This is a genomic window from Flavitalea antarctica (assembly GCF_054461535.1).
Genome location: NZ_JBTLQG010000034.1, coordinates 26,517 through 51,923 on the forward strand (window position 1 = coordinate 26,517; position 25,407 = coordinate 51,923).

Annotated in this window: 23 protein-coding genes; 12 read left to right on the forward strand and 11 right to left on the reverse strand. The window is 44.0% G+C overall.

What is annotated here, in order from left to right:
- The first annotated feature begins 102 nt into the window (after positions 1-102).
- Together ACX0G7_RS22130 and ACX0G7_RS22135 are read left to right on the forward strand one after the other, a co-directional pair.
- A complete protein-coding gene (locus ACX0G7_RS22130) occupies positions 103-696 on the forward strand; it encodes a Crp/Fnr family transcriptional regulator (RefSeq protein WP_458925708.1) in 594 nt (197 codons plus the stop codon).
- Between the two features lie 10 nt (positions 697-706).
- A complete protein-coding gene (locus ACX0G7_RS22135) occupies positions 707-1,315 on the forward strand; it encodes a Crp/Fnr family transcriptional regulator (RefSeq protein WP_458925709.1) in 609 nt (202 codons plus the stop codon).
- 2 nt (positions 1,316-1,317) lie between these two features.
- On the opposite strand, the gene ACX0G7_RS22140 is transcribed toward ACX0G7_RS22135, so the two are convergent.
- Positions 1,318-3,198 carry an Nramp family divalent metal transporter gene (locus ACX0G7_RS22140; RefSeq protein WP_458925710.1) on the reverse strand — a complete coding sequence of 627 codons (1,881 nt, stop codon included), beginning with the start codon at positions 3,196-3,198 and terminating at the stop codon, positions 1,318-1,320.
- Positions 3,188-3,922 (reverse strand): metal-dependent transcriptional regulator, encoded by a 735-nt coding sequence (locus ACX0G7_RS22145; protein WP_458925711.1) that lies wholly within the window; start codon positions 3,920-3,922, stop codon positions 3,188-3,190. Before ACX0G7_RS22145 ends, ACX0G7_RS22140 begins: the two co-directional genes overlap by 11 nt.
- A 234-nt stretch (positions 3,923-4,156) precedes the next feature.
- Here ACX0G7_RS22145 and ACX0G7_RS22150 point away from each other — a divergent pair, with 234 nt between their 5' ends.
- The 3 genes from ACX0G7_RS22150 to ACX0G7_RS22160 all read left to right on the forward strand — a co-directional run bounded on the left by ACX0G7_RS22150 (position 4,157) and on the right by ACX0G7_RS22160 (position 7,302).
- Positions 4,157-5,134, forward strand: coding sequence for a hypothetical protein (locus tag ACX0G7_RS22150; RefSeq protein WP_458925712.1), 978 nt, complete (start codon positions 4,157-4,159; stop codon positions 5,132-5,134).
- Positions 5,135-5,250: 116 nt separating this feature from the next.
- A complete protein-coding gene (gene glgP, locus ACX0G7_RS22155) occupies positions 5,251-6,903 on the forward strand; it encodes an alpha-glucan family phosphorylase (RefSeq protein WP_458925713.1) in 1,653 nt (550 codons plus the stop codon).
- 183 nt (positions 6,904-7,086) lie between these two features.
- Complete coding sequence (locus ACX0G7_RS22160) at positions 7,087-7,302, forward strand: CsbD family protein (RefSeq protein ID WP_458925714.1); 216 nt, start codon at positions 7,087-7,089, stop codon at positions 7,300-7,302.
- A 108-nt stretch (positions 7,303-7,410) separates the two neighbouring features.
- Here the strand turns inward: ACX0G7_RS22160 and ACX0G7_RS22165 are convergent, their stop codons facing one another.
- Positions 7,411-8,160: an FKBP-type peptidyl-prolyl cis-trans isomerase gene (locus ACX0G7_RS22165; RefSeq protein WP_458925715.1), complete on the reverse strand. Its 750-nt coding sequence runs from the start codon at positions 8,158-8,160 to the stop codon at positions 7,411-7,413.
- 162 nt (positions 8,161-8,322) lie between these two features.
- On the opposite strand from ACX0G7_RS22165, the gene ACX0G7_RS22170 reads away from it, so the two are divergent.
- Both ACX0G7_RS22170 and ACX0G7_RS22175 read left to right on the forward strand, forming a co-directional pair.
- A complete protein-coding gene (locus tag ACX0G7_RS22170) occupies positions 8,323-8,775 on the forward strand; it encodes an acyl-CoA thioesterase (protein WP_458925716.1) in 453 nt (150 codons plus the stop codon).
- A 141-nt stretch (positions 8,776-8,916) separates the two neighbouring features.
- Positions 8,917-9,639 carry a DUF4197 domain-containing protein gene (locus ACX0G7_RS22175; protein WP_458925717.1) on the forward strand — a complete coding sequence of 241 codons (723 nt, stop codon included), beginning with the start codon at positions 8,917-8,919 and terminating at the stop codon, positions 9,637-9,639.
- Between the two features lie 71 nt (positions 9,640-9,710).
- Here ACX0G7_RS22175 and ACX0G7_RS22180 read toward each other — a convergent pair whose 3' ends face one another.
- A complete protein-coding gene (locus ACX0G7_RS22180; RefSeq protein ID WP_458925718.1) occupies positions 9,711-11,243 on the reverse strand; it encodes a M28 family peptidase in 1,533 nt (510 codons plus the stop codon).
- A 45-nt stretch (positions 11,244-11,288) separates the two neighbouring features.
- Positions 11,289-13,172 carry an ABC-F family ATP-binding cassette domain-containing protein gene (locus ACX0G7_RS22185; RefSeq protein WP_458925719.1) on the reverse strand — a complete coding sequence of 628 codons (1,884 nt, stop codon included), beginning with the start codon at positions 13,170-13,172 and terminating at the stop codon, positions 11,289-11,291.
- Positions 13,173-13,282: 110 nt separating this feature from the next.
- Between ACX0G7_RS22185 and ACX0G7_RS22190 the strand changes: the two genes are divergently transcribed.
- On the forward strand, positions 13,283-14,548 hold the full coding sequence (locus ACX0G7_RS22190) for a sensor histidine kinase (RefSeq protein WP_458925720.1): 1,266 nt from the start codon (positions 13,283-13,285) through the stop codon (positions 14,546-14,548).
- A 17-nt stretch (positions 14,549-14,565) separates the two neighbouring features.
- Here the strand turns inward: ACX0G7_RS22190 and ACX0G7_RS22195 are convergent, their stop codons facing one another.
- The 3 genes from ACX0G7_RS22195 to ACX0G7_RS22205 all read right to left on the reverse strand — a co-directional run bounded on the left by ACX0G7_RS22195 (position 14,566) and on the right by ACX0G7_RS22205 (position 16,876).
- Positions 14,566-15,681 (reverse strand): lactonase family protein, encoded by a 1,116-nt coding sequence (locus ACX0G7_RS22195; RefSeq protein ID WP_458925721.1) that lies wholly within the window; start codon positions 15,679-15,681, stop codon positions 14,566-14,568.
- Positions 15,682-15,825: 144 nt separating this feature from the next.
- Positions 15,826-16,023 (reverse strand): cold-shock protein, encoded by a 198-nt coding sequence (locus tag ACX0G7_RS22200; protein WP_458925722.1) that lies wholly within the window; start codon positions 16,021-16,023, stop codon positions 15,826-15,828.
- 202 nt (positions 16,024-16,225) lie between these two features.
- Positions 16,226-16,876 carry a J domain-containing protein gene (locus ACX0G7_RS22205; protein ID WP_458925723.1) on the reverse strand — a complete coding sequence of 217 codons (651 nt, stop codon included), beginning with the start codon at positions 16,874-16,876 and terminating at the stop codon, positions 16,226-16,228.
- 110 nt (positions 16,877-16,986) lie between these two features.
- On the opposite strand from ACX0G7_RS22205, the gene ACX0G7_RS22210 reads away from it, so the two are divergent.
- The 4 genes from ACX0G7_RS22210 to ACX0G7_RS22225 all read left to right on the forward strand — a co-directional run bounded on the left by ACX0G7_RS22210 (position 16,987) and on the right by ACX0G7_RS22225 (position 20,853).
- Positions 16,987-18,351, forward strand: a complete 1,365-nt coding sequence (locus ACX0G7_RS22210) for a flavin monoamine oxidase family protein (protein ID WP_458925724.1) — start codon at positions 16,987-16,989, stop codon at positions 18,349-18,351.
- Positions 18,352-18,481: 130 nt separating this feature from the next.
- Positions 18,482-19,429 carry a polysaccharide deacetylase family protein gene (locus ACX0G7_RS22215; protein WP_458925725.1) on the forward strand — a complete coding sequence of 316 codons (948 nt, stop codon included), beginning with the start codon at positions 18,482-18,484 and terminating at the stop codon, positions 19,427-19,429.
- A gap of 69 nt (positions 19,430-19,498) precedes the next feature.
- Entirely contained in the window at positions 19,499-19,933 is a 435-nt protein-coding gene (locus ACX0G7_RS22220) for an FKBP-type peptidyl-prolyl cis-trans isomerase (RefSeq protein ID WP_458925726.1), read from the forward strand.
- Between the two features lie 206 nt (positions 19,934-20,139).
- Positions 20,140-20,853, forward strand: coding sequence for a DUF4397 domain-containing protein (locus tag ACX0G7_RS22225; RefSeq protein WP_458925727.1), 714 nt, complete (start codon positions 20,140-20,142; stop codon positions 20,851-20,853).
- 64 nt (positions 20,854-20,917) lie between these two features.
- Here the strand turns inward: ACX0G7_RS22225 and ACX0G7_RS22230 are convergent, their stop codons facing one another.
- The 3 genes from ACX0G7_RS22230 to gcvP all read right to left on the reverse strand — a co-directional run bounded on the left by ACX0G7_RS22230 (position 20,918) and on the right by gcvP (position 25,330).
- Entirely contained in the window at positions 20,918-21,697 is a 780-nt protein-coding gene (locus tag ACX0G7_RS22230) for a mechanosensitive ion channel family protein (protein WP_458925728.1), read from the reverse strand.
- 141 nt (positions 21,698-21,838) lie between these two features.
- A complete protein-coding gene (locus tag ACX0G7_RS22235; RefSeq protein ID WP_458925729.1) occupies positions 21,839-22,294 on the reverse strand; it encodes a CBS domain-containing protein in 456 nt (151 codons plus the stop codon).
- 129 nt (positions 22,295-22,423) lie between these two features.
- The gene (gene gcvP, locus ACX0G7_RS22240; protein ID WP_458925730.1) at positions 22,424-25,330 is read right to left on the reverse strand and encodes an aminomethyl-transferring glycine dehydrogenase; all 2,907 of its coding nucleotides are present in this window, start codon (positions 25,328-25,330) and stop codon (positions 22,424-22,426) included.
- Positions 25,331-25,407 lie beyond the last annotated feature (77 nt).

The window sequence follows — 25,407 nt, forward strand, 5'->3', positions numbered from 1 at the left end:
CATGGGTGATTTAAAATATTCCTAATCGGTGCCCCGACGAATCCTTTGCGTAAAAACCCCAGTAAAAATCCGATTATCTGCAAGAAACGATAAATTGCAAACATGGTTTCAAGGATCAAGGAATATATTGGGAGGTTTTTGACCTTAACGCCTGAAGAATGGAATGCTTTGGCGGAGACCTTTGAGGTAAGGACCTGTGATAAAAAAGTAAAGCTGCTCGAAATCGGTGAGGTCGAAAACTACATACACTTCGTGGTAAAAGGCCTTGCGCGAAAGTATTTTTATAAAGAAGGCGAAGAAATCATTACTCAACTGGCCAAAGAGGGCGAACTGATCAATTCTTCCGTATCCTTCCTGTCTCAGCAAGAATCCATCTATGTAGTGGAAACTATTGAACCAACCACATTTATATCCATATCAAAGGCACAGATAGAAGCATTTTATAAACTGGACCAGCGATGGGAGAAGCTTGGACGGTTAATTATCACTGAACTATTTCTTGACAAGGAAAGATGGGAACTTGAACGGATCTGCTTTTCAACCCGCGAGCGATTTGTAAGATTTGTATCGGGCAATTATGATCTTTTCCAGCGTGTGCCTCAAAAATACCTTGCTTCTTACCTGAATATCAAACCAGAAACCTTCAGCAGATTAAAACATCTGCTCCAAAAGAAAACATCCAGCAACATTGCCTAAAATACTCTTTATGCGGGGCCCGGAAAATGAGCAGAAATACCTGGAATTTATATTCCAATATATTCATACCCGTATAGGCTCGCTCTCCAGGGAAGAATTTGATCTTTTCAGACCATATTTTAAGTTCCGGAGATTTGCAAAAAAAGAACTCATCCTCGACGAGGGCGAAGTTGAAGATCATCTTAATGTAGTAGTAGAAGGCCTGGTAAGAAAGTTCGTGTTATCTGGTAAAAATGATGTCACCTTGCAACTGGCCACAGAGGGTCATATTATTCAGTCTGAAATCTCCTTCCATACCCGTTCTCCCTCCCCCGTAAAACTTGAAACTATTGAGCCAACTATACTTGTCTCCATGACCTATGATAGTGTACAGACAATACTCAACGACATACCCATAGCAGAAAGCCTGGGCCGGGCTATGATCACCCAGATGTTTATCAAAAAGGATTCAAGGTATTTTAACCAGATTGGCAAAACTACCAGGGAAAAATTCCTTGACTACGTGAACAATCACCCGCATATGCTTCAAAGGGTGCCCCAGAAAATCCTCGCTTCCTATCTTAACATCAAGCCGGAAACATTCAGCCGGCTGAAGCACCTGATCCGCAACCAGAAATAGATTTATAACCTTACTACAAGTACGGGTATTGTGAGGCCGTGCCTCACCGCATTGATCGTTTCACCATAGATAAAGTCTTTGATCCCGCTGTGGCCATGTGCCCCGATCACCAGCATGTCTGCTTTCTCTTCTTTCACGATCCTTACAATCTCCTTAGTACGATGCCTGAAGCCGATCCTGCTATAAACATTATAACCCTTCTCCTTAAGTTCCCGCACATACAACTCCATATTGACAATATCCTGTCTTGATTCAAAATCATCGCTCTCCGAACCAAGTAATTTTGCGGAAGCGCTTTCCACTACATGGATCAGCAGGATTTCAGCATCTTTCATATTCTGACCGATCGCGGCCGCCATAATGCCGGCATCATTTTCACTGAAGTCAAGCGCAACCGCTATTTTATGGTAGGTGGGGATAACCAGGTTCTTAAGGCCGGTGATCTCCGCGTGTACCTGTATGGAAGCTGGCGGTCTTTTGTAAAAAAGAGGATAAATAATGGTGTACATCAGTAACACAAGAAATCCAAGACCGCCTGCGATGATCACCGCCTTCCAGATAATACTATCAGAAGAACTGAAAAATGATGCGGCTTCATTTCCAACCATCCGCACGTTGAGATAGATCAGGATGGCGGCAATCAGCCACGCAGCAATTTTAACGACTGGCTTGATGGTGAATTCACCCATGGTCTTCCTGTCACTCACAAAATGGATCAATGGAATTATGGCAAAGCCAAGTTGCATGCTCAGGATAACCTGGCTCAGGATAAGCAGGTTGTCGACTTCATTTTCCCCGAAAATATATATAACGATGATTGCGGGGACAATGGCGAGCAACCTTGTCAGTAATCTCCTGACCCATGGATTTATCCGAAGCCGCAGGTAGCCTTCCATAACGATCTGGCCCGCCAGGGTTCCGGTAACGGTGGAACTCTGACCTGCCGCAATGAGTGCAATGGCAAATAATTTGGGGGCAAGGTCCGAACCCAGAAATCCTTTTAACAGCCGGTGGGCTTCCTTTATCTCTGCAACATCCGTTTGCCCATTTTTATAAAATGTTGTTGCCGCCAGCACGAGGATAGCTGCATTAACAAGGAATGCAAGATTAAGCGCAACGGTGAGGTCTATAAAATTCCATTTAAGGGCCTGCCTTATACCCTTGCTGGTTTTATTGATCTTTCTCGTTTGAACAAGCGCGGAATGAAGATATAAGTTATGTGGCATCACGGTTGCCCCGATAATACCAATGGCAATGTATAAAGCTTCTTCATTTGGAATCTTCGGGATAAAGCCGGTGACAACTTCGCTGAGGTCCGGCTTAGCCAGCAAAATCTCAACAAGAAAAGATAAGCCAACCACGGCCACAAGGCCAATAATAAATACTTCCATCTTTCGCATTCCCAGCCGTTGCAGAAACAAAAGCAGGAACGTATCAAGCACTGTTATGGCAACGCCCCAGATCAGGGGAAGATCAGTGAGGAGATATATACCTATTGCCATGCCGAGCACCTCAGCCATATCTGTAGCTGCAATTGCGACCTCCGCCAGTATGTATAAAAAAAAGTTTACACCTTTCGGGTATGCTTCCCTGTTAGCCTGGGCAAGGTCGCGCCCTCTCACGATACCAAGCCTGGCGGATAAACTCTGAAGCAACAAAGCCATCAGGTTACTCATCAGGAGTACCCACAGTAATGTGTAACCGAATTTACTTCCACCTGCCAGGTCGGTGGCCCAGTTGCCCGGGTCCATATAACCAACACTGATCAGATAGGCGGGCCCAAAAAAAGAAAGGATCTTTTTGAACCGGCTACCATGTTTTTCAACATCAACGGAACCATGAACCTCACTGAGTGAGTTGTCATGATTTAAATTATTCCTCATAGGTTACAAATACATTTTTAGCCACGTGCTCACTGATAGTAACGAGGGGCCGGTTATTTATTTGTTTTTTACTTGTTTTGCCACCATCAGGCTCTGAACTTAAGGCTTTCATTTCTTTCGCACTAAGTTCCAGTCTTACTTCAATTGAATTATCAAACACAAATTTTTTCTGGACCTCCAGCTTTGTACCGATGCCAATGTTTTTATGGGTAAGCAGATCGAGCATCTCCGGTGACTGGTCACCTATACTGCTGACGCGCGCAGACTTTTTTACAGGCAATTGAAGCAGATCGACCTGGACCCTCGCGATCAGCCTTCCCTGGCTGTCAGGGATCGGATCTCCATGAGGATCCGACTTGGGGAAGCCCAGAAATTCATCCAGCCTGTCTACCAGCGCAACGCTGCTGATATGTTCCAGTTCTTCAGCAATTTCATGTACTTCGTCCCAGCCAAAATGTAGTTTCTCCACCAGGAAATATTCCCACAACCGGTGTTTTCTGACGATCTGAAGCGCAATTTTCCGGCCCTCCTGGGTCAATTTGAACCCTTTATATTTCTCGTAAATCAGCAGCTTCTGATTTTTAAGTTTTTTAAGCATATCCGTCACAGAAGCCGCCCGGGTGAGCAATTCATTCGCAAGGGCATTAGTGGTTACAAGTCCATGAACCTCCTGGAGATGAAAAATCGCCTTTACATAATTTTCTTTGGAACTGGAGTATTTCAAATCAACTAAAATTTATTTTAGACAAATCTAAATATTTTTTTCGGATTTCATATTCCCCGTTTTGGGGTTTTGTGATACCTCGTCTTTTTCAGCGATCAATGGGAGAGATCAATCCCCGCGCTATTGGACACTTTCAGGAACAGGATGTATATTGCCTGGTCAACCCGGCACCGGATTTGCATAATCAATAACTGATCGACCGGGTGGTAGATTTCACGTTGATCTTAATCAAGTATGAAAAAATACATTGTTCTGCTGCCGTTTTTGTTTTTGCTGATTGCCTGCAAACAGAAAAAGACTTCACTTAAAGATGGCGAGGAGCTTGAAGTATCCGATTTCATCGAATTCTTTCCGCCAGCCCAGTTACCATATACGGTGGCCGATACCAGCCTCTTAAAGAAAGAAAACGATAGTATGCGCATTGGCAATACTATCTTCTCCCAGTTTGTGCCCGACTCCATTCTTGCGAATGATTTTGGCAAAACCGCCAAACCCCTCTTATACCCACTGGCGAGAATAACCGAGAAAAACAAAGAGACCTATCTTTTTATTAAAGCGGTCCAGGGCAAAAAGAGAGTTGCCTACCTGGCAACTTTCGACCGTGATAGCAGGTTCCTCGCAGCCATGCCAATTTTAAAGAGCGGGTTTGATAATTATAAAAACGCTTACGGCTCCCTCGATAAAAAATTTCAGATCACCACTTACCGGGAGATTACAAAATCCAATAAGGAAACGGGCTACAAGAAAAACATCTATATCTACAATAACAGCGCGAATTCATTTATGCTGATACTGACGGAGCCCAACGAAGACATTATTGAAAATGTTATCAACCCGATCGATACATTACCGAAAAGCAATAAAGTTTCGGGTGACTATGTAATGAATAAAACCAATTTCATTTCCATCCGTGACGGCAAAGATCCTTCGCACATTGCTTTTTTCGTCCACTTTGAAAAGGATAACGGTACATGTAATGGCGAGCTGAAGGGGGAGGCACGATTTATAGCACCAACTGTGGCCCAGTTTAAGGAAAGTGGTAATCCATGCACGATCCAGTTTGATTTCAAAGGCAATATCGTTACGATGAAAGAAATGGAGGGATGCGGATCTTACCGCGATATCAAATGCTTCTTCGATGGCAAATATCCGAAGAAGAAAGAACCGAAGGCAACAGACAAGGCAACAGACAAGAAGAAATCCGCCCGATAGTGCCTATACGCCTGCCTGTTTCAGGCAATCCAAATGGAATTTTACCGTTATATTGCAGCCCTGCAGAAAAACCTTAGATGGCAGGGCAGTCATAAATTCAATGTTATATTATTATTATGAGTTTCAGAAACTTTAAAGTGCCTTACCAGGCAGATCCGCGTTATGCAAAAAGGGTTGCCTATTTCTCAATGGAATTCGCCATTCACCAACCCTTAAAAATTTATAGCGGAGGTCTTGGTTTTTTATCGGGATCACACCTTAGGAGTGCATACGAATTGAAGCAGAACCTGGTGGGCATCGGTATCCTGTGGAAATATGGATACTACGACCAGGCCCGGAACCAGGACCAGACATTACAGGTGACCTGGATGGAAAAAGCTCATAGCTATCTTGAAGATACAGGCATCAAGTTCCAGATCAGCATACACGATCACCCGGTTTGGGTAAAAGTGTTTTATCTTAATCCTGACACTTTTCGCAGCGCTCCATTATTCCTGCTGAGTACAGATCTTCCGGAAAACGATTACGTATCTCAGACTATCACTCACCGCCTTTACGATGCTAACGTGGCAACCAAAGTTGCACAGTTTATCCTGCTGGGAGTTGGTGGTGCGAAATTAATGGATGAAATAGGGTTCAGTCCGGAATTATATCATCTGAACGAAGCCCATGGCGTTTCTGCGGTGTTTTATCTTTATAAGAAGTTTGGCACTGTCGAAGACGTGAAAAAGAGATTGGTATTCACTACTCATACCCCGGAAGAAGCCGGCAATGAAAAACACGATATACATCTTTGTGAAAAGATGAGTTACTTCTGCGGTATAGGCCTTGATGAAGTAAGAAAGATCACGGGCTTGCAGGATGATCAGTTCAATCATTCATTGGTTGCGCTGAGATTTGCACATCTTGCTAACGGTGTTTCAAAACTTCATGGTGAAGTATCGAGAGCGATGTGGAGCAAGTATAAGGATATTTGTCCCATCATATCTATTACAAATAGTCAGAACTGGAATTATTGGGCAGACAAACAATTATATCGTGCGTCTGATGAGAGCAATGATCATTGGTGGGATGACCGTAAGAAATACCTGAAGAGAAGGGCCTTCGAAATTGTCGCTGATCAGACAGGAAAGTTGATGAACCCAAATGTTTTTACCATCGTTTGGGCAAGAAGGTTTGCGGGATACAAACGTGCAGAACTGATCACCCGCGATAAGCAGCGTTTTGAAAAGCTCCTGAACAATCCAAAGTACCCGGTGCAGATCATCTGGGCAGGAAAGCCATATCCAATGGACTATCCGGCCATCAATGATTTTAACCACCTCGTGCACCTCAGCAAAAATGATAAAAATGTTGCTGTTCTGATCGGTTATGAACTTACGCTGTCGAAGCGTCTTAAACAGGCCTCTGATCTCTGGTTAAACAATCCCCGTGTGCCACGCGAAGCATCAGGAACAAGTGGAATGACCGCTGCGATGAATGGCAGTGTAAATTTCTCAACTGACGATGGTTGGATACCGGAATTCGTTCATCATGGAAATAATGGTTTCGTAGTGCCCCAGGCTAATTATGCAGCAATGAGCGTTCATGAGCAGGATCAATATGATCTCGATGAAATTTACAATATTCTCGAAAAGGAAATATTGCCGCTTTATTATGATAATTATGAAACCTGGAGACAGGTTGCCAAAAACGGTATGCGTGATGTCAGGCTTGAATTTGAGTCTGGCAGGATGGCGGCTGAGTATTATGATCAGTTGTACAAATGAGCAGAAAGTTATGACTTAAGTCACCGTAGTAATACAAGGGGGCTAACGAGAACAAAATAACAGGCGGGGAGCGTTAAAGCTTCCCGCTTTTTTTTGGGTCCGCCCCTGATCACGGCAATTAAGCATTAGCTCAATACTCTCCCGATGGTACCCTTATTGCTGTAGTATTTCAAACTACCAGTTATGGAACATACAAAACTATCACTCGGTTCGGATTGGGATGATGTGAAATCCAAAATCAAGGAAGCAGATATTTCCATTACGGATGAAGACCTCGAGTACGAGGAGGGAAAAGAAGATGAACTATTGGAAAGGCTGTCAAAAAAAATGAACAGGACAAAAGAAGAAGTCCGCATGTTCATCGAAAGTATATCAGTAAATGAGGACCTGGCAGGGTAGATGCAAAAATGGAAATCATGGAAACAAAAACAGGAACAACCAGGGTGATGAACCCTTGATTATTCCTGTTTTCGTTGCTTTGCACCTTTAATGGTGGAGCTGATTAAACTATTTGACTATCTCAAGTAATTCAACTTCGAATACCAGTGTTGCGCCGGGTTTGATTACCGGTCCCGATCCCATATCACCGTAAGCAAGATCAGAAGGCAAGTACAATTTCCATTTGCTTCCGACAGGCATAAGCTGCAAAGCTTCCGTCCATCCCGCTATCACATTGCGAAGTCCGAGTACGATCGGTTCACCACGCTGCACGGAGCTATCGAAAATAGTCCCGTCAAGTAAGGTCCCGTGATAATGTACTTTAACCTGGTCATCGGCTGTCGGCTTAGGCCCTGTGCCTTCAGTGATAATGCTATATTGAAGTCCGCTGGCAGTAGTGGTAACACCTTGCTTTTTCTTGTTCTCGCTTAAAAAGACTTCACCTTCTTTTTTATTGCCTGAGGCTTTAGCTGATTTTGCTACCTGCATATACCCCATGATGCAATTGTTGACCTGCTCTTCACTTATCAGCTGCTTTCCTGCCTTAACATCATTTATTGCTTTGACAACGAGTGAACTGTTGATATTTTCCACTCCCTGTTCTTTATAAAAACTGGCAAGGCTCAATCCAACTGCATAACTGAATGAATCTATCGAATTCCTGAGCACTGAAGTGGTAGTCGCCACCTTTTTAACCGGGGCTTTTTGTGCAGGTTTGGCAGCAGGCGGTTTTGTACTTGTCACGGGTTTCTTCGTGGCCTGGGCTGAAAGTTGCATGGTAATAAAACAACAGAGACCGATAGACATCAACAATTTCATACAGATATTTTTTGAAACGCAAAATTAGGTGAACCGGTACTATTTCAGTGCCGAATGTCCAAATAACGCAAAACATAAACATTAATTATAGATTAATTTAGAACTTTTACCCCGATGTTTGTCTATACAAACGTTATTACATACCCAATTACGTTAATTACTATGGAGTTATATAGTCAGCCCTTAGATGTAAGGTGGTCAGACCTCGATCCGAACCTGCATCTTCGACATTCCGTTTATTATGATTACGGCGCATTTTGCAGGATCTCCTTTCTCAACTCCCAGGGTCTCACGCCTACGTTCATGGCAGAGCACAGTATAGGCCCCATTTTGTTCCGGGAAGAGTGCATATTCAGGAAAGAGGTAAGACTCGGCGATAAATTACAAATAGACCTGCGCCTTGCCAGTGCCGGGACAAATTTCGCCAGGTGGACGATCAAACATAACATCATCAAAAATGACAACATCCTTGCGGCTGTAATTACCGTTGATGGAGCGTGGATAGACCTGAATCGCCGGAGGCTTGCAACACCGCCCGAAGCCGTTTTCAAAACTTTCAATGAAATGCCGAGAACCGATGATTTCGCCTGGCAAAATAATCCAATACAGAAATAACAAGCATTAACAAATTTTTTGAGCATTCGTGCGTTATCCTTACCACTAAGCTGCCCGATTAATCGTCTGGCTCAGGATCCGGTTCCCGAATGAAAACATTCTGAAGAACTGGTCCGTTATTTATTAATATAAAATTCATCTATGAAACGTTTGTTTTTACCTCTTCTCTTACTTACCTCAGTATTAACATTTGGACAGGAAAGTGGCGGATTGCTCAAAAAGGCCGGTGGGCTGCTTGGAAAAGGAAAGTCTGGTTCTGGGCTCAGTAATGAAGATATCGTTCGCGGTTTAAAGGAAGCTCTTTCTGTAGGTGCCCAAAATAGCGCAAGCAAGCTTTCTGCATTAAATGGTTTTATGGGAAATGCTGCCATCAAAGTACTGATGCCTGATGAAGCAAAGAAAGTGGAAGCAACCCTGCGTAGTGCGGGACTGGGTAAACTGGTCGATGATGCAATCCTCTCAATGAACCGCGCAGCAGAAGAAGCCTCTAAATCTGCAGCACCTATCTTTGTCGATGCCATTAAGGGCATGAATGTACAGGATGCACTGGGTATACTGAAGGGAAATGATTCTGCCGCTACTACTTATCTGAAAAGTAAAACATGGGCTCCATTAACAAATGCCTTCAAACCTGTAATTGACGGCGCGCTTGAGAAAACAGGCGCAACTAAATACTGGGCTGCCGTTTTTGAAGCATACAATAAAATACCCCTTACCAAAAAGGTTAACACTGATCTGTCAAATTACGTAACCGGCCGTGCATTGGGCGGAATGTTTTACCAGGTTGCTCTTGAGGAACAAAGCATAAGGAAAAATCCAGCTGCAAGAGTTAATGATATTCTGAAAAAGGTGTTCGGCAGTTAAACCATTACCGCCAGCAATAAAAAAAGCGTGGTTGTTCTCAGTTGAACAACCACGCTTTTTTTATTTACTGGTTAGTTTCTGCCAGGCATGTTCAGCTTCAGATCACGCTTCAACATATCATTCCGATTTGCCATATCCCAAGCAGTATGAAAAATAAATCTTGCGCGTTTGGTCATTAACGTATAATTTATTTTATCCGGTGTATCACTTGGCTTGTGGTAATCAGCATGTATCCCATCAAAGTAAAATATGATCGGAACACCTTTCCTTGCAAAGTTATAATGGTCGCTGCGATAGTAGATCTGCTGACGATCATTGGGATCATTGAATTTGTAATCGAGTTCCATTTTCGCGTACTTCTTATTCATCCCTTCACTGATTGGTCTCAGATCAGTACTTAACTTATCATCGCCAACTACATAAACATAGTTTGATGAATCTCCTTTGCGCTCCGGATCTGTTCTTCCTATCATGTCTATGTTAAGGTCAACTGTAGTTTTCTCCAATGGGAAGGTTGGGTTATCTCCGTAAAACGCCGATCCCCAAAGCCCTCTCTCTTCGCCGGAGACGGTCATAAATACAACACTTCTCCTGGGACCTTTTCCTTCTGCTTTCGCTTTTGCAAAAGCTTCGGCAAGTTCAAGTACACTGACAGTGCCGGAGCCATCATCATCAGCTCCATAATAAATCACTGAGTCTCTTTTGCCCAGGTGATCATAATGCGAAGTAATGAATACAAACTCATCACGTTTATCGCTTCCTTCAACATATCCGATCACATTGCTGCTCTGGACACTCGAGGTTTTTTTTGCAAAGTCAAGTGTAACGTTTGCAGTATAGGTTTTTGCAGGGGCATTCCCAGCCTTGATAGTTTCTTTCACAGTTTTATAATCTGCTCCCATGATCGCTTCAGCTATGCCTTCTGAAATAGTAAATGTATTGGGATAGATGGTTTTCCTGAATCCATTTGTATATTGCTGACCAAGCTTTGAACCTGCGGGCCTTGGAAAATTCGTTTGCACCAGCAACACTGCTGCTGCACCGTTTTTGGATGCAGCCTCCTGTATAAAAAACGCAGCTGGTCTGCGGGCGGAAGTGCCGGAAGGGGTTCCACCTGGTAATACCAGCACGATCTTACCTTTTACATCTACCCCTTTATAGTCGTCTTTGGTTGAGTCAGACAAACCATAACCAACAAAAACAACCTCAGATGATGACATCGTTGCAGAATAGGCCATGTTTGGATTAACCGTGAAATCTTTGTCTGCCGCGAAAGTCTTTCCATTCACTTCAAGGCTGCTGCTGATGATTGAATCCTGGAATACCGGCCAGTACAACTGGTAACCATCCTTATTGCCGGGAAGCAAACCAAGCGCTTTAAAATGGCTTTCGATGTAAGCAGCTGCTTTTCTTTCACCTGCTGTTGCGGTTCCTCTTCCTTCCATTTCTTTGCCGGCAACTATGTAAAGATGCTTTTTAAGATCCTCTGGCGTGATACTGTTTGCATAGGGCACAGGGTTGGCTACTTTTACAGCCTTAGCAGTGCTTTGAGCCAACAGTGTCAATGGCACAAATGCACAACAGAGCAGGATAATTTTTCTCATTGTTTAGTTTAGATTATTTGATTGATTGATATGGAATGTTTGATTTTACATGTCACTCAACTCGAGCCAACGCAGTTCTTTTTCATCAATCAGTGCAGTGATCTCTGCAACTTTCTGTGAGAGTGATTGCAACTCCGCGAATGGAAGGTTCCCGCTGTTCATCTTATCTGTTGCATCAGCCTTTTCCTTTTCGAGGGCCGATATTTCGTTCTGCAACATTTCAAATTCTCTCTTTTCCTTATAGCTGAGTTTTTTCTTTTCCTCTGTTGGCTTCTCTGGTTTAGCTTCTTCGGCAGGGCTGTTTACGAGGTATTGATTCTTCGGTGTTGATGCTTCCTGGTCCTTTAATGATAAACGATACTGTGTATAGTTACCGGGGAAATCCCTGATTACGCCATCGCCTTCAAACACTAAAAGGTGATCAACAAGCCTGTCCATAAAATACCGGTCATGTGACACGATCATGAGGCAACCCTGGAACTCGGTCAGAAAGTTTTCGAGAACACCGAGCGTTGGTAGATCGAGATCATTGGTCGGCTCATCAAGTATAAGAAAGTTAGGATTTCTGAATAAAACGGATAACAGGTGCAGCCTCCGTTTTTCACCACCACTCAACTTCGAGATATAAGTATACTGTTGCTCGGGCGGGAAAAGAAATAAATTAAGAAACTGGGCAGCACTCAGCGTTCCCCCGTTAGCCAAAGGAAAGTGTTCGGCAATGTCTTTTACATATTCAATCACCCTGACATCTTCTTTCACCACCAGGCCCGTTTGCGAATAGTTTCCGAATACAATGGTATCACCAATGTTTACCTTGCCGCTATCGGGTTGTTCAATACCCTGCAGGATATTGGTAAATGTACTTTTACCCACACCATTTTTACCCACTATACCTACACGTTCACCCCTTTTGAATGTGTAGTCCATGCCTTTCAGAATGGTCTTTTCACCATAGCTCTTATATAGCTTTTTCAGCTCCGCTACTTTACCGCCGAGCCGGGTCATCTTCAGCTGAAGTTCAACCTGGTTGTTTTCAATTTTTTGTTTGGCCTGCTTTTCAACCTCGTAAAAATTATCCTGCCGGCTTTTTGATTTTGTGGTCCTTGCTTTCGGCTGTTTGCGCATCCATTCAAGCTCTTTCCGGTATAGATTTTTGGCCTTATCTATACTGGACGACTCACTGTCAATCCGTGCTGATTTTTTTTCCAGGTAATTTTCATAGTCTCCCTTATAAACATAAAGGTTACCGTTATCAATTTCCAGGATCTCATTACACACCGCGTCAAGGAAATAACGATCATGGGTCACCAGCAGCAACGTTACCTTTTCCTGGTTCAGATAATGCTCGAGCCACTCCACCATTTCCACGTCAAGATGGTTGGTTGGCTCATCCATAATCAGTAAGACATGTTTATGTTCGAAACCAATATCAATGAGTGTTTTTGCGAGGGCAACGCGTTTTCGCTGACCACCTGACAAACTCCCGACCATCTGGTGCAGGTGATGAATATTCAGTTTGCCGAGGATCTGTTTTACCTTGGTGTCAAAATCCCAGGCGTTAAGTTCATCCATCTTTACAATGGCATCACCCAACTTGTCTACATCCTCCTCTTCACTATACAGTTCAAACTCTTTAATAGCGTTGATAACCGGGTGATTATGACTGAAAATATTATCAAGGATCGTCCAGTCTTCCCGGAAGGATGGTTCCTGCTCGAAAAGAGCAACCGTTACATCTTTATGGATCCAGACAGTACCTTTTTCGGCAGTTTCTTTCCCCGCCATTATCTTCATCAGGGTAGACTTGCCACTACCATTTCTTGCGACCAATGCGATCTTGTCGCCCTCCTCGATGTGAAATGAAATATTATCAAAAAGTGGTTTGACTCCAAACGATTTGCTCAAACCTTCAATAGAAACATAATGCATGTTGCAAAGATATGATATCACGATTCGAAACAACCGCCAATGGAATTTTATCGCGAATTTTGCCTTATATCTTAAATTTTACAGATATTAGACAATTAACCGTTAACACTATGAGGTTCAGACTATCGTCTTCTTTAATTCTGGCTTTGGTTTTTTTACTTTTTGGAATAATCTGGATTTTCTTCTCCGATGCTTTGCTCATGAGTTTTACACGTGGGGATATTGAACTGAATTCAAGAATGCAAAGCCTCAAAGGGGTGATTTTTGTGCTTGCTTCCGCCATTTTTATCTACCTGGTAAGTAACAAGTTAAATTCAAGAATATTAAAAGCAAATAAGTATAAAGATGAGGCGCTGACCAGGTTCAACATGCTGGGCATGGCAACTAATGATGCGGTCTGGGATATTGATCTCCTCACACACGAATCGTACACAAACCGCACCTTACAGGAAATGTTTGGATACAGTTCTGAGGAATTGAAGGATAACTATACCTGGTGGCGCACAAACCTTCACCCTGAAGACGAGGCAAGGGTGCTTGAAACCATCGATAACATATTGGAAACCAGCGGCACATTCTGGAAGGACGAATATCGTTTTAAATGCAAGAACGGAAAGTACAAAACCATTTTCGATCGCGGGGTGATCATACGTGATCAGAAAAACAAACCCGTGCGCCTGATCGGTGCCATGCAGGACGTTACCACCCAGAGAGCCCTTCAGCAACAACTGATTTCAGAGAAACTGCTGCACAAAAATGAAATGGCCAAAGGTATACTGCAGGCGGCTGAAGCTGAAAGAAAAAAGCTGGGGGAGGAGTTGCATGATAATATAAATCAGCTGCTCGGAGTCGTGAGACTGTATATTGAACATGCCCTGAATAATAAGTCGGAACAGGAGGCCTTATTAAAGAAAAGTTCGATTCACCTGAAGACTGTTATAGAAGAGATCCGTGCACTTTCCAGATCCCTGATTCCTCCTACGCTGAGTGACCTCGGACTGGTGGAGTCCATCCGTGATCTTGCCGAAACCATTACGGTTGCAAAAAACATTAAGTTCACGTTTCAGAATGACCCCATTGATGAAGCGGAAATAACTTCCAGCAAGCAGCTGGTGTTATACAGGATACTCCAGGAACAGCTGACAAACATTATCAAACATTCGCAGGCGGACCATGTTCTGATAGAATTGAAACAACTGCCACATGCCATTCAGCTGATCATTACCGATAATGGAGTTGGCTTTGACCCTGCCACCAACAAGTTCGGAATGGGACTTACCAATATCCGCAACCGGCTTGAGATCTTCAATGGAAAAATGAAACTCACCTCGGCACCGGGGGAAGGCTGCAAACTTTTTGTTGAATTTGCCGACTGATATGCCGGCGGCAGATTTTATTTAAGAAGGCCGAGGAATACCGGTTCGGGTCCGGAATAAGGTTTGCCGATCATGGTTAATAAGCCCGTCTGGCGGTTGATGGAAAACACCACGATGTTATTGGAGTCACGATTGGCAACCAATAAAAATTTCCCCGAGGGGTCTATAGTAAAATTTCTGGGATGTTTTCCTTCAGTACTCTGAACGCCTTTTAAAGTCAATTTTCCAGTCTTGCTGTCGATAGCAAAAACTGCAATGCTATTTGCATCTCCGCGGTTGGTGGCGTATAAGAACCTGCCATCCGGACTGGTATGTATATCCGCCGATCCCTTACTTCCCTGGAAACCTGCAGGATGGCTGCTGATATTTTGGATCGGGCTGTATTTAGTGCCTTTATATGACCACGCTGAAACGGTTCCGGATAACTCTTCTATTACATATACCCATGGTTTGGATGGATGGAATGACAAATGTCTCGGCCCGCTGCCGGGTTTGGTGCTGAAAAAAGAATCTGCACCGTGGCTCAGGGGCTGCGTTGCGGATGGCGTGAATTTGTAGATCATAACCTTGTCGAGACCAAGATCAGGTGCCAGTATGTACTTCTGATCAGGCGTGAAGTTGGCTGAGTGGACATGCGGTTTTTCCTGCCTTGGCTCAGTTCCTTTCCCGGTATGCTGGATCAACTGTGCCATTGGCCCGATAGAGCCATCAGCCTGGATTGGAAAAGCAGCAAGACTACCTCCTGAATAATTTGCGGCGAACAGCCATTTATTGTTGCGGTCGACCGCTACATAACAAGGATGGTCACCCGAAGATTTCTGCTTGTTAAGTAAGGTCAGTTCGCCTTTTGTTCTGTCAAAGGAAAATGCGCTCACTTCCCCTGGTTTATCGCCACCATTTTCAACTACAGCATAAACAAATTTGCCATTGTTCGAAATGGCCAGGTAAGATGGATTTTCAATGCCTGGTGTAATTGACACAGGTGTTATCGCACCTGTATTACCATTAAACTTATTAAGATAAATTCCTTTGGATTGCCCTTTTGTATAAGTGCCCGTAAAGAGGAAATAATCCTGTGCGATGAGATCCAGGTTTGCCATGATAAATATTGTAAAGGAAATAAGCAATTTCATATGAGCTCGAATTTAGAAGCTTTACCGTTAAAATATTAATTGCGATCAAATTACAGTTTTATCAGGAATGATAACAGGCGGACACAAAAAAAGGCCGCAATCAAATTGCGGCCCGGTGAATTTTGTGCAAAAAGATCAGATATATCAGATCAGTTTTACATTAACAGCATTCAAACCTTTTTTGCCATTCTGTACGTCAAACTCAACTTTGTCACCTTCTTTGATTTGATCAATCAAACCACTTGCGTGTACAAATGTTTCCTGGTTAGAATCGTCATGCTTAATAAAACCGAAGCCTTTTTCAGTATTGAAAAACTTAACGGTGCCTTGTTTTTTGTCCATTGTAAAAATAATTGGTATTAAAATAAGGTGCAAATATACGGCTAATATTTGAATTAGGCTCATCTTATTCAAGCCATTATTATACAAGCAGTTGTCATATATTTTGCCCTGGGGACCCAAAGTTCAGGGCGCCAGATTCTTATGATCCGGCATGGCTGGTAACAAGTTAGAAATAGGGTACCCGGAGCCGCGTGATAAATCACTAAGAGGCATACACATACATCAGCCAGCATATGATCAGGGTACAAAGGAGAACCAGCCATCCTTTACGCTTTTGCCAGTATTCACGGGCAAGCCTGGCCTCGCTGTAATCTTTGATCTCACTGATCAGCGAATTGTCCGAACCCGATATTTTGACCATCAATAAACATATCGGTTCAACGTACCGGGCAGGCAGTGGATCGCAGCATTGCAACAGCAAACGAATGATCTTTTCGTTAATGCCGGTTTCATTGAAATGCAGGAGAATATCAATTTTTTCTATGGAAAGTATATTGCGTATCCTTTTGCTCAGCAGATCATAATCTATATGATGGTGATTAATTGTTGACACATAATTTGCCAGCTTTCCTGCCTCGGCCTGTATTTGCAGGGGTGTAATAGCTTCCTCACTGAAGTTTCTTCCGAGGCTTCTTGTATACCACCGTTTATAATTATATTCTTCCCGGCTTTTTTTGTCTGATAAAGTTTCGTAAGCTTCCTGTACTTCCCTGAACATTGCTTCCTTGTACCGGTCGCCATTATTCCTGTCGGGGTGGTATTTTAATGCGAGATTCCGGAAGGCTTTCCGGATTTCATCAGTTCCGGCAGTAGGGGGGACGTTCAGTATTTTGTAATAATCTTTCGGCTGCATACTAACTTAATCATACCATTCACAAAAATAATTAATATACAATCGGCCAGCAAAGCAAATTTGCACTTGTCACCACTTAACCCAACCATTTAATACAACCAACCCCGATTATGTCAACCCGGCGTACATTTTTAAAACAGGCAGGGCTTGCAGGAGCGTCACTGCTACTGACCACTCAAAGCAAGGCTATATTCTCCCTGATCCGGCAAAAAAAAGTAATTATTATAGGAGCCGGCCTTGCCGGTCTTTCTGCCGCAAAAAAACTGAAAGAAAAAAACATCGGTTATGTCATCCTGGAAGCCAGGAAAAGAGTTGGCGGAAGAGTGTATTCATACCAGATGGATGCGATGGATGATCTAAACATCGAACTGGGTGCTGAATGGATCGGATCCTCACACCAGCGCTTACTCGCGCTCTGTGATGAGTACAAGCTCGGATTGATCAACAACCAGTTTGATACACATCTTATCTATCGCGGAAGGTATTTTAAGAAAAATGAATGGGAATATTCTGAAGGGTGGAGAAAGCAGTTTAGCCAGATGCTTACTAATTATGGCCAGATGAGTGACGCAGATAAGCTGGTACTTGACGGCATGGACTGGTGGCGATATCTGGTACAGAACGGATGCGAGGGGCGCGATCTCGACTTAAGAGAATTGTTTGATAGTACCGATTTCGGTGAAAGCATCAGGCATGTTTCGGCCTATGCCGCAATGGCTGAATACGCTGAAAGCAGTGAGAAAAATGAAATGGATTTCAAAATCAAAGGTGGTAATAGCCGGCTTCCGCTGAAAATGGCTGAAGAGCTGGGTGCCGATAAAATTCTCTATAACCATACGGTCGACAAGGTTATCCAGGCAGAAGGAAAAGCAGGGGTGGAAGTGATTTGTAAAAATGGCGAAGTTTTTAAAGCGGATAAGATCATTTGCACAGTACCAACTTTTGCTGCTCAGAAAATTAACTGGCAACCGGGCCTTCCGGCGATGAAAGTAGCTGCCATGAATGAACTGCAATATGCCCGGATCAATAAGAATCCTTTACTATTCAGCAGGCGCTTCTGGCAGGACGAAGATTTCGATATGATCACTGATAGCTCGGCCCATTATTTTTATCATGCCACGAAAAACCAGAAAGCTGAAAAAGGAGTGTTGATTTCCTATACCGTGGGCGATAAGGCAGATGTTGTTTCGAGGCAGGCTGATTCGTGGCGAACGGATACCGTTCAGCTTTCCCTGCAACCAGCTTTCGGAAACGTAAAACCACTACTCGAAAAACAGTTGAATTATTATTGGGGAGAAGATGAATATTCCCGTGGCAGTTATGCCCTTTACGCGCCGGGCCAGTGGTTTCGCCTGATGCCTGTTTTGAAAGAGCCTTTTTTACACACCTTGTTTGCGGGTGAACATCTCGCAGACTGGCAGGGCTTTATGGAGGGCGCGATCAATAGTGGTGAAGCTGCGGCTTCGATGATCTGATGTGCTTGTTCCCTGCGCCCGTTATTTGCCCTGGATAGCTATAAATCCCTGCAATATCCAAAAGCATTTCCCGTTCTACTGAAGTAACCAATTCATATACCCTACACCAAACATTTCTTCGGATTATTCTATGAAAACTGCCGTGTCGTTACGTGTATTACCCTACATCGTGGTAATCAATGCTGCTATTTTTACCATCGGATGCGATGTAAAACCTGATCTTAACGCTTCAAGCGCCGTCCCCTCATCACTGAAAGTAAAAAGTGGTGAAACAGGTGATGGCGAAAGCAATAAGGACTCAAAAAAGGTAGCCGATGGCAATAGCACTACGGCAGCCGATTCCGGGATTGTTACCGTAAATGCAAATTCGATAGCCGATGCGGCAACAATCATCGCAAGGAAGCAGGTACCTGTACTGTGTTATCATCATATAAAAGACTGGACAGCAAAAACATCAGCCCGGGCCAAAGATTATATAGTGCCGGTTGAAGCATTCAGGCAACAGTTGAAGATGCTTGCTGACAGCGGTTATCAAACCATTCTCCCTGACCAGTTATTTAATTACCTCGCAACCAATACTCCTCTGCCTGCCAAACCAGTCATGCTGACTTTCGATGATACTGATCTGGAACAATACACCGTGGCTTTACCCGAGATGAAAAAATACGGCTTTAAAGGTGTATTCTTCATCATGACAGTATCACTGAACCGTCCCAACTATATGACTAAGGAACAGGTTAAGGCGCTGGCCGACGAAGGTCATGAAATCGGGTCGCATACCTGGGATCATCGCAATGTGAAACTTTACGAGGAAGCAGATTGGGCCACACAGATAGACAAACCGACCAGGCAACTTTCTGCCATAACCGGTAAACCGGTTAAGTATTTCGCATATCCATTTGGGTTATGGAACCAAAAAGCTATTCCTGAGCTCCGGAAGCGCGGTTTTATCGCGGCTTTTCAACTGGCTACTCCCCGTGATTCGGAGGATCCGCTTTATACCATCCGCCGGATCATCGTGCCGGGTTATTGGGGGCCCAATGCGCTGAATAAAAGCATGATTAACAGTTTCCGGTAACAGACTTCGTCATTAAAGCTTAATTTTGCCGTCTCAAACAGCAATTGTTAAATTTTAAAAACGAAAATTATGTCTTTATCAGATAAACTGCGCCAGGCAAAGGATTCGAAAGCTGATGCAAATGCTGCAGCCGGAGAGGCTTTTCTTAAGGCTAATGCCGGCAAACCAGGAATAGTTGAATTACCGGGTGGTATACAGTATGAAGTGCTCAAAGAGGGTAGTGGGGCAAAACCGGGTCCTACTTCGGAAGTTACCTGTCATTACCATGGCACCCTGATCGATGGCACCGTGTTCGATAGTTCTGTGCAGCGCGGATCTCCTGCGTCTTTTCCTTTGAACAGGGTGATTAAAGGTTGGACCGAAGCACTCCAGTTAATGCCTCTTGGCAGCAAGTGGAGACTATTCCTGCCTCCCGCGATGGCTTATGGTGATCGCCAGGTCGGAGCCGTAATCGGGCCAAACAGCACCTTAATTTTTGAGGTGGAACTGCTTGGAATCAAATAATCATATCGTTTCATAAATGATAATACAGGTTGCTGAAAGGCAGCCTGTTTTTTTGCATAGATATTAGCTTATTTTTTACTTTTCACTGCCTATTTTCACAGTTTGCAATATTCGTGTTATGCAACGGATTACCTCCTGAAATTGTCAGTGTAGCAAAGATTCAGGGATATCGCCGGTTACTGGCTTTTAAAAGAAACAGCATTGTTATGAAAGTGAAGATTTTTTTGTGTTTAGTGTTTGTAGTAGGATTATCTGTAGCCTTTAGTGGATGTATGAAGGACACACCGATAGAACCCCCTAAGCCTGTCGCGTTTGTATCCGTTATGAATATTTCCCTCAAAGCACCCGCGGTGGAAATGCTATTTAATAATGTAAAGGTGACTCCGCCGATGAGCCCGGGCGCATATTTTTCACGCTACTCCCCGATGGACCCGGGCCCACAGAACGTAGTTTTCAAAAAAGCTGCTTCAGATAGCTTAATTGCTGAATTGACGCCAGGTCAATACTATGATTCAAGTGAATTCTACACTATTCTTTTGTATGATTATCCGGGTGGTGGCTCGCGCGGTGCAAGGATCAATGATAAGTTCCCAATCATCGAAAATACCAAGACCTATATCCGTTTCTTTCAACTCAGTGCAGATGTTCCGAATGTGGACGTAACCCTGGAGAACACCAAGGTGTTTTCAGGAAGAACACCGGCAGACAATATCTCGAATCCATCGTACAACCAATTCCAGGCTTATACACCCGGAATATATAGTATCAAGGCAAAACTTGCCGGTACTGATTCTGTGGTAGCGAATACTAATTACAGCGATCTGTTGGCAGGAGGAGTTTATACCATATTCCTTAAAGGGGTTAAGGGTGGTACCGGCAACAATGCATTTAGTGTTGAGGTACTTCGTGCCGCAAATTAATTTGGTTCAATGTAAAATTCCGGACAGGTAATAATGCCTGTCTGGTATCATTAATTGCTGTTAATCACTCCGCTACTGCCAGGTGTGCCCGTGTTTCCATCAGCTTTTCCTGGAATCTTAGTTTCGCATCCTCGAAACCATGTGCCTGCGTCCAGGTATTTACCATGATCTTGTATTTGTCCGCTTCGAGGGTGCTGATGCCTATCCGGGGTGTGGGATCTTTCAGAATATCTTCATCCTTGTCTATAACTTCAAGGATCTTTCGTTTAACTTCTTCGAATGATAATGTGTTGGGAGCTACCAGTTCAATATCCAGTCTGCGTTTTCCTTCCCGGCTGAGATTAATGATTACTTCGTTTGATAACTTACTGTTTGGAAATATCACTGTTCTGTTGTCAAAGGTGACCACCACAGTATAAAACAATTGAATCGAGCTTACTATACCTTGATGGCCCTGGGCCATGATTGTATCGCCAACCCTGTAAGGTTTTAAAAGCAGGATAAGAATGCCACTGGCGAAGTTTTGCATGGTCCCCGAGAGTGCGAGTCCGATTGCGACACTGAATGCAGCTGCGATAGAAACAAACAGGGTCATTTCTATGCCAATGAGCTGCATACAGACTATGACCAGCAAAACGCGTAATCCGATTACGAACAGGTTCAGAAAAAATGTTCGCAGCGAGGGATCCACTTCTTTGTTATGTAAAACTCTTTTCAGCCAGTTGTTTAACACCTTAATGAGCCATAAGCCTATCAGAAGTATAAGGATGGCGACCGCGACCCTCGGACCAACCGTCAGGATCCATTCAAATGCCCTGTCATAAAATCTTTCCAGATAATTCATGCGATAGCTTTATTTGAAACACCGGTAGTTGAAAAAACTATGCCACCATGAGTAATATCCCGGGAAAAAATCACATTAAAGAAGGGATACAAAAATCAACGACGTAAAAATCAGTCATTACTGAGAGCCGGATACAGGAGCTTAGAAGATCCTGCCTCTTTCATCTGAATCTATCAGGTTGCGGGTTATGGTATGGTCGAATGCGTCTTCCTTGTTCGCCAGCACCTGCCTGAGCAGATCATGAATGGTAATAACGCCTGCGAATTTTTTGTTATCGTAGGCAAGTATATACCTCGTACGGTGGGTATTCATCCGGTTCATGCAATGTTCGAGTGTATCGGTGAGAGAGACAACCGGCAGATCCACAGTCATCACCTCCTTGATCATCGTATCCTTACTTGAATGCCCTTTCAGGACCACGTTACGTGCATAATCCTTTTCACTGAAGATGCCTTTGTATTCATCGCCTTCCATCACTATCAGGTAGCTTAAATTGACTGTATTTAACAGCTGCAGACCTTCTATAATAAGTTTCGTTGGTTCAATAACGTTAGTCATCGGACCTTTGCTCGAAAGAATTTCTTTAACAGTGCGCATGATAACTTCAATTTTTCTTTGATCAGGAAATTTGTGCTACGGAAAGTTACTGGTTTCCGTCCGTATCTGCGCACGTAATCAATTCCCGGGCCGGCCAGAAATGTATGGTTCCCTCTGCCTGCAATCCGATCAGGAAAGATAGGCTTCGGTAGGTTCGCAGCTGCATATCAGGTTCCGGTCGCCGTAGGTGTTGTTGACGCGGCTAACCGAAGGCCAGAATTTATTTCTCGCCACATATGCCAGCGGAAATGCAGCCTGTTTCCTGGTATATGGCCGGTTCCATTCGTCTTCGCAAACAACCTTCTGTGTGTGGGGTGCATTCTTCAATGCATTATTTACTTTATCAGCGTTGCCAGACTCTATCTCTTTGATCTCCTCGTAGATACTGATCATCGCATCACAGAAACGATCAAGTTCTGCTTTGTCCTCGCTTTCCGTTGGTTCAATCATGATCGTGCCCGGTACCGGGAAGCTCATGGTAGGAGCGTGGAAACCATAATCGATCAGGCGCTTGGCCACATCTTCCGCTTCGATGCCGGACGTCATTTTGAACGGACGCAGATCAACAATAAATTCGTGCGCACAGGTACCGTTTTTTCCCAGGTATAGAATCTTATAAAATTTCTCGAGCCTGGACTTCATATAATTTGCGTTGAGTATGGCGTACTCAGTGGAAAGCTTCATCCCTTCTGCTCCAAGCATTTTGATATATGCATAACTGATAAGCAGAATGCTCGCAGATCCATAAGGCGCAGCGCTCACCGCGTTGATATTTGATGGTGCCCTGCTAACGGTAAAGGCTGTATGATTTTCCGGGGTCTCGTTAAAAACGTGCCCTGGTAAATATGGTTTCAACTTATCATTCACGCAGATTGGACCCATACCCGGACCGCCACCGCCATGCGGGATAGCAAATGTTTTATGTAGATTAAGATGGCAGACATCAGCGCCGATCATCCCTGGCGATGTAAGACCAACCTGCGCGTTCATGTTTGCGCCATCCATATATACAAGACCACCATGTTCATGAATGATAGCACAGATATCACGGATGCTTTCTTCAAACACGCCATGCGTTGAAGGATAGGTAACCATCAATGAAGACAGGGTGTCTTTATATTGAATGGCTTTCAGCCTCAGGTCATCCACATCAATGTGACCTTCATTATCGCTTTTTACGACCACTACCTTCATGCCCGCCAAAACTGCACTTGCCGGGTTTGTACCATGGGCAGATATCGGGATGAGTACCACATTACGGTGCGCATCGCCCCTCGCCAGGTGATACGCCCTGATAGTTAAGAGTCCTGCATATTCGCCCTGCGCGCCACTGTTTGGTTGCAACGAACAGGCAGTAAATCCGGTGATCTCACAAAGAAAATTGCTGAGTTCCTCAACGATCTGCAGGTAACCTGCAGCCTGGTTGGAAGGAACAAAAGGATGTAATCCCCCGAACTCGGGCCAGGTTACGGGTATCAGCTCAGTAGCTGCATTTAATTTCATGGTACAGCTACCCAGGGATATCATGGATGTATTAAGCGAAAGGTCTTTGTTTTCAAGCGACTTTATATAACGCATCATCTGGCTTTCACTATGATGGGTGTTAAACACAGAATGGGTCAGGTATGATGATTTCCTGACCAGGGGTTGCGGAATATGTTCAAGCCCGGTCTCACTGTCAAAGGTAACCGAAGCTACATTCGTGTCAGCTGCCTCCTCAAAGATGGCTACAATATCAAGGATATCACTTTGCGATGTGGTTTCATCGATAGTAATACCAATATAGTTACCCCCGAAATACCTGAAATTAACCTCACGGGCCTCTGCGACTTTGCGGATGAGCGCAGCATTTTCAACCCGGATCTTCAACGTGTCAAAATAAGCATTATTCTGATTGCTGTATCCAAGCTCATCCAGTTCGGTGGCAAGGGTATGTGTCAGCAATGAAATGCGCAACGCGATATTTTTGAGTCCCTGTGGTCCATGGAACACGGCATACATAGCCGCCATATTTGCAAGCAGCGCCTGGGCGGTACAGATATTCGAAGTTGCCTTCTCTCTTTTAATATGCTGCTCCCTGGTTTGCAGGGCCATTCTTAATGCGCGGTTGTTCTGGCTATCGATGCTGACACCGATAATCCGACCGGGTATACCTCTTTTGAATTCGTCTTTAGTAGCAAAAAATGCAGCATGGGGACCGCCGAAACCCATTGGTACTCCGAAACGCTGAGCGGAACCGACTGCAATATCAGCACCCAGTTCTCCCGGTGGTGTAAGTAAAGTAAGCGCCAACAGGTCAGTGGCCATAACCACCAGTCCACCGGCCTGGTGAATCTTGTCGATGAACGAACGGTAATCCTCAACCGATCCGTCATTGTTCGGGTACTGGAGGATGGCCCCGCAATATTTCGTATTATCTATACTGTAATGATCGCCAAAAACCAGTTCAATGCCAATCGGCGCAGCCCTGGTGATCAACACATCTTTGGTTTGCGGAAATATGTGGTTGTCAACAAAAAACTTTGGCTGGGTAATTTCTTCCGTGCGGTTTACATGATGAAAAATCATTGACATCGCCTCAGCTGCAGCGGTCCCCTCATCTAACAGTGAAGCATTTGCCAGCGGCAAACCTGTAAGATCGCCGACCATAGTCTGGAAATTCAGGAGGCTTTCCAGCCGGCCTTGTGAAATCTCGGCCTGGTAAGGGGTATATTGGGTATACCAGCCGGGGTTTTCAAAGATATTCCGGAGAATAACGCTTGGAGTTATGGTTCCATAATAGCCCTGCCCGATATAGGTTTTATAGACTTTATTTTTAGCAGCAACTTTTTTTAACTCCTGCAGATATTCGTATTCGCTTTGAGGTTCCGGATGCTTTAATGGCGTCTTTAGCCTGATTGCCGCAGGTATGGTTTTTCCGATTAGCTGATCCAGTGATTCATTGCCTGTTTCTCTCAACATCTGGCTGGTTTCCAATTCATTCGGCCCTATATGTCTCGTACGGAACTCCTGTTGTTGCTGTGTGAATAAATCCATATTTTCTGTGAGGTTGACCTTATTTTAAAATGATGTGCAAAGTTAAGGGTTATTTATTTTTTTTATTGCCTATTTTA

What these genes read in the sequence shown, in the direction of transcription:
- ACX0G7_RS22200 (WP_458925722.1), bottom strand. Translation starts at nt 16,023, where the DNA reads ATGGACAAAAAACAAGGCACCGTTAAGTTTTTCAATACTGAAAAAGGC.
- ACX0G7_RS22135 (WP_458925709.1), top strand. Translation starts at nt 707, where the DNA reads ATGCGGGGCCCGGAAAATGAGCAGAAATACCTGGAATTTATATTCCAA.
- ACX0G7_RS22195 (WP_458925721.1), bottom strand. Translation starts at nt 15,681, where the DNA reads ATGAAATTGCTTATTTCCTTTACAATATTTATCATGGCAAACCTGGAT.
- ACX0G7_RS22180 (WP_458925718.1), bottom strand. Translation starts at nt 11,243, where the DNA reads ATGAGAAAAATTATCCTGCTCTGTTGTGCATTTGTGCCATTGACACTG.
- ACX0G7_RS22160 (WP_458925714.1), top strand. Translation starts at nt 7,087, where the DNA reads ATGGAACATACAAAACTATCACTCGGTTCGGATTGGGATGATGTGAAA.
- ACX0G7_RS22230 (WP_458925728.1), bottom strand. Translation starts at nt 21,697, where the DNA reads ATGAATTATCTGGAAAGATTTTATGACAGGGCATTTGAATGGATCCTG.
- ACX0G7_RS22215 (WP_458925725.1), top strand. Translation starts at nt 18,482, where the DNA reads ATGAAAACTGCCGTGTCGTTACGTGTATTACCCTACATCGTGGTAATC.
- gcvP (WP_458925730.1), bottom strand. Translation starts at nt 25,330, where the DNA reads ATGGATTTATTCACACAGCAACAACAGGAGTTCCGTACGAGACATATA.
- ACX0G7_RS22150 (WP_458925712.1), top strand. Translation starts at nt 4,157, where the DNA reads ATGAAAAAATACATTGTTCTGCTGCCGTTTTTGTTTTTGCTGATTGCC.
- ACX0G7_RS22210 (WP_458925724.1), top strand. Translation starts at nt 16,987, where the DNA reads ATGTCAACCCGGCGTACATTTTTAAAACAGGCAGGGCTTGCAGGAGCG.
- ACX0G7_RS22165 (WP_458925715.1), bottom strand. Translation starts at nt 8,160, where the DNA reads ATGAAATTGTTGATGTCTATCGGTCTCTGTTGTTTTATTACCATGCAA.
- ACX0G7_RS22225 (WP_458925727.1), top strand. Translation starts at nt 20,140, where the DNA reads ATGAAAGTGAAGATTTTTTTGTGTTTAGTGTTTGTAGTAGGATTATCT.
- ACX0G7_RS22190 (WP_458925720.1), top strand. Translation starts at nt 13,283, where the DNA reads ATGAGGTTCAGACTATCGTCTTCTTTAATTCTGGCTTTGGTTTTTTTA.
- ACX0G7_RS22185 (WP_458925719.1), bottom strand. Translation starts at nt 13,172, where the DNA reads ATGCATTATGTTTCTATTGAAGGTTTGAGCAAATCGTTTGGAGTCAAA.
- ACX0G7_RS22220 (WP_458925726.1), top strand. Translation starts at nt 19,499, where the DNA reads ATGTCTTTATCAGATAAACTGCGCCAGGCAAAGGATTCGAAAGCTGAT.
- ACX0G7_RS22130 (WP_458925708.1), top strand. Translation starts at nt 103, where the DNA reads ATGGTTTCAAGGATCAAGGAATATATTGGGAGGTTTTTGACCTTAACG.
- ACX0G7_RS22205 (WP_458925723.1), bottom strand. Translation starts at nt 16,876, where the DNA reads ATGCAGCCGAAAGATTATTACAAAATACTGAACGTCCCCCCTACTGCC.
- ACX0G7_RS22235 (WP_458925729.1), bottom strand. Translation starts at nt 22,294, where the DNA reads ATGCGCACTGTTAAAGAAATTCTTTCGAGCAAAGGTCCGATGACTAAC.
- glgP (WP_458925713.1), top strand. Translation starts at nt 5,251, where the DNA reads ATGAGTTTCAGAAACTTTAAAGTGCCTTACCAGGCAGATCCGCGTTAT.
- ACX0G7_RS22170 (WP_458925716.1), top strand. Translation starts at nt 8,323, where the DNA reads ATGGAGTTATATAGTCAGCCCTTAGATGTAAGGTGGTCAGACCTCGAT.
- ACX0G7_RS22175 (WP_458925717.1), top strand. Translation starts at nt 8,917, where the DNA reads ATGAAACGTTTGTTTTTACCTCTTCTCTTACTTACCTCAGTATTAACA.
- ACX0G7_RS22140 (WP_458925710.1), bottom strand. Translation starts at nt 3,198, where the DNA reads ATGAGGAATAATTTAAATCATGACAACTCACTCAGTGAGGTTCATGGT.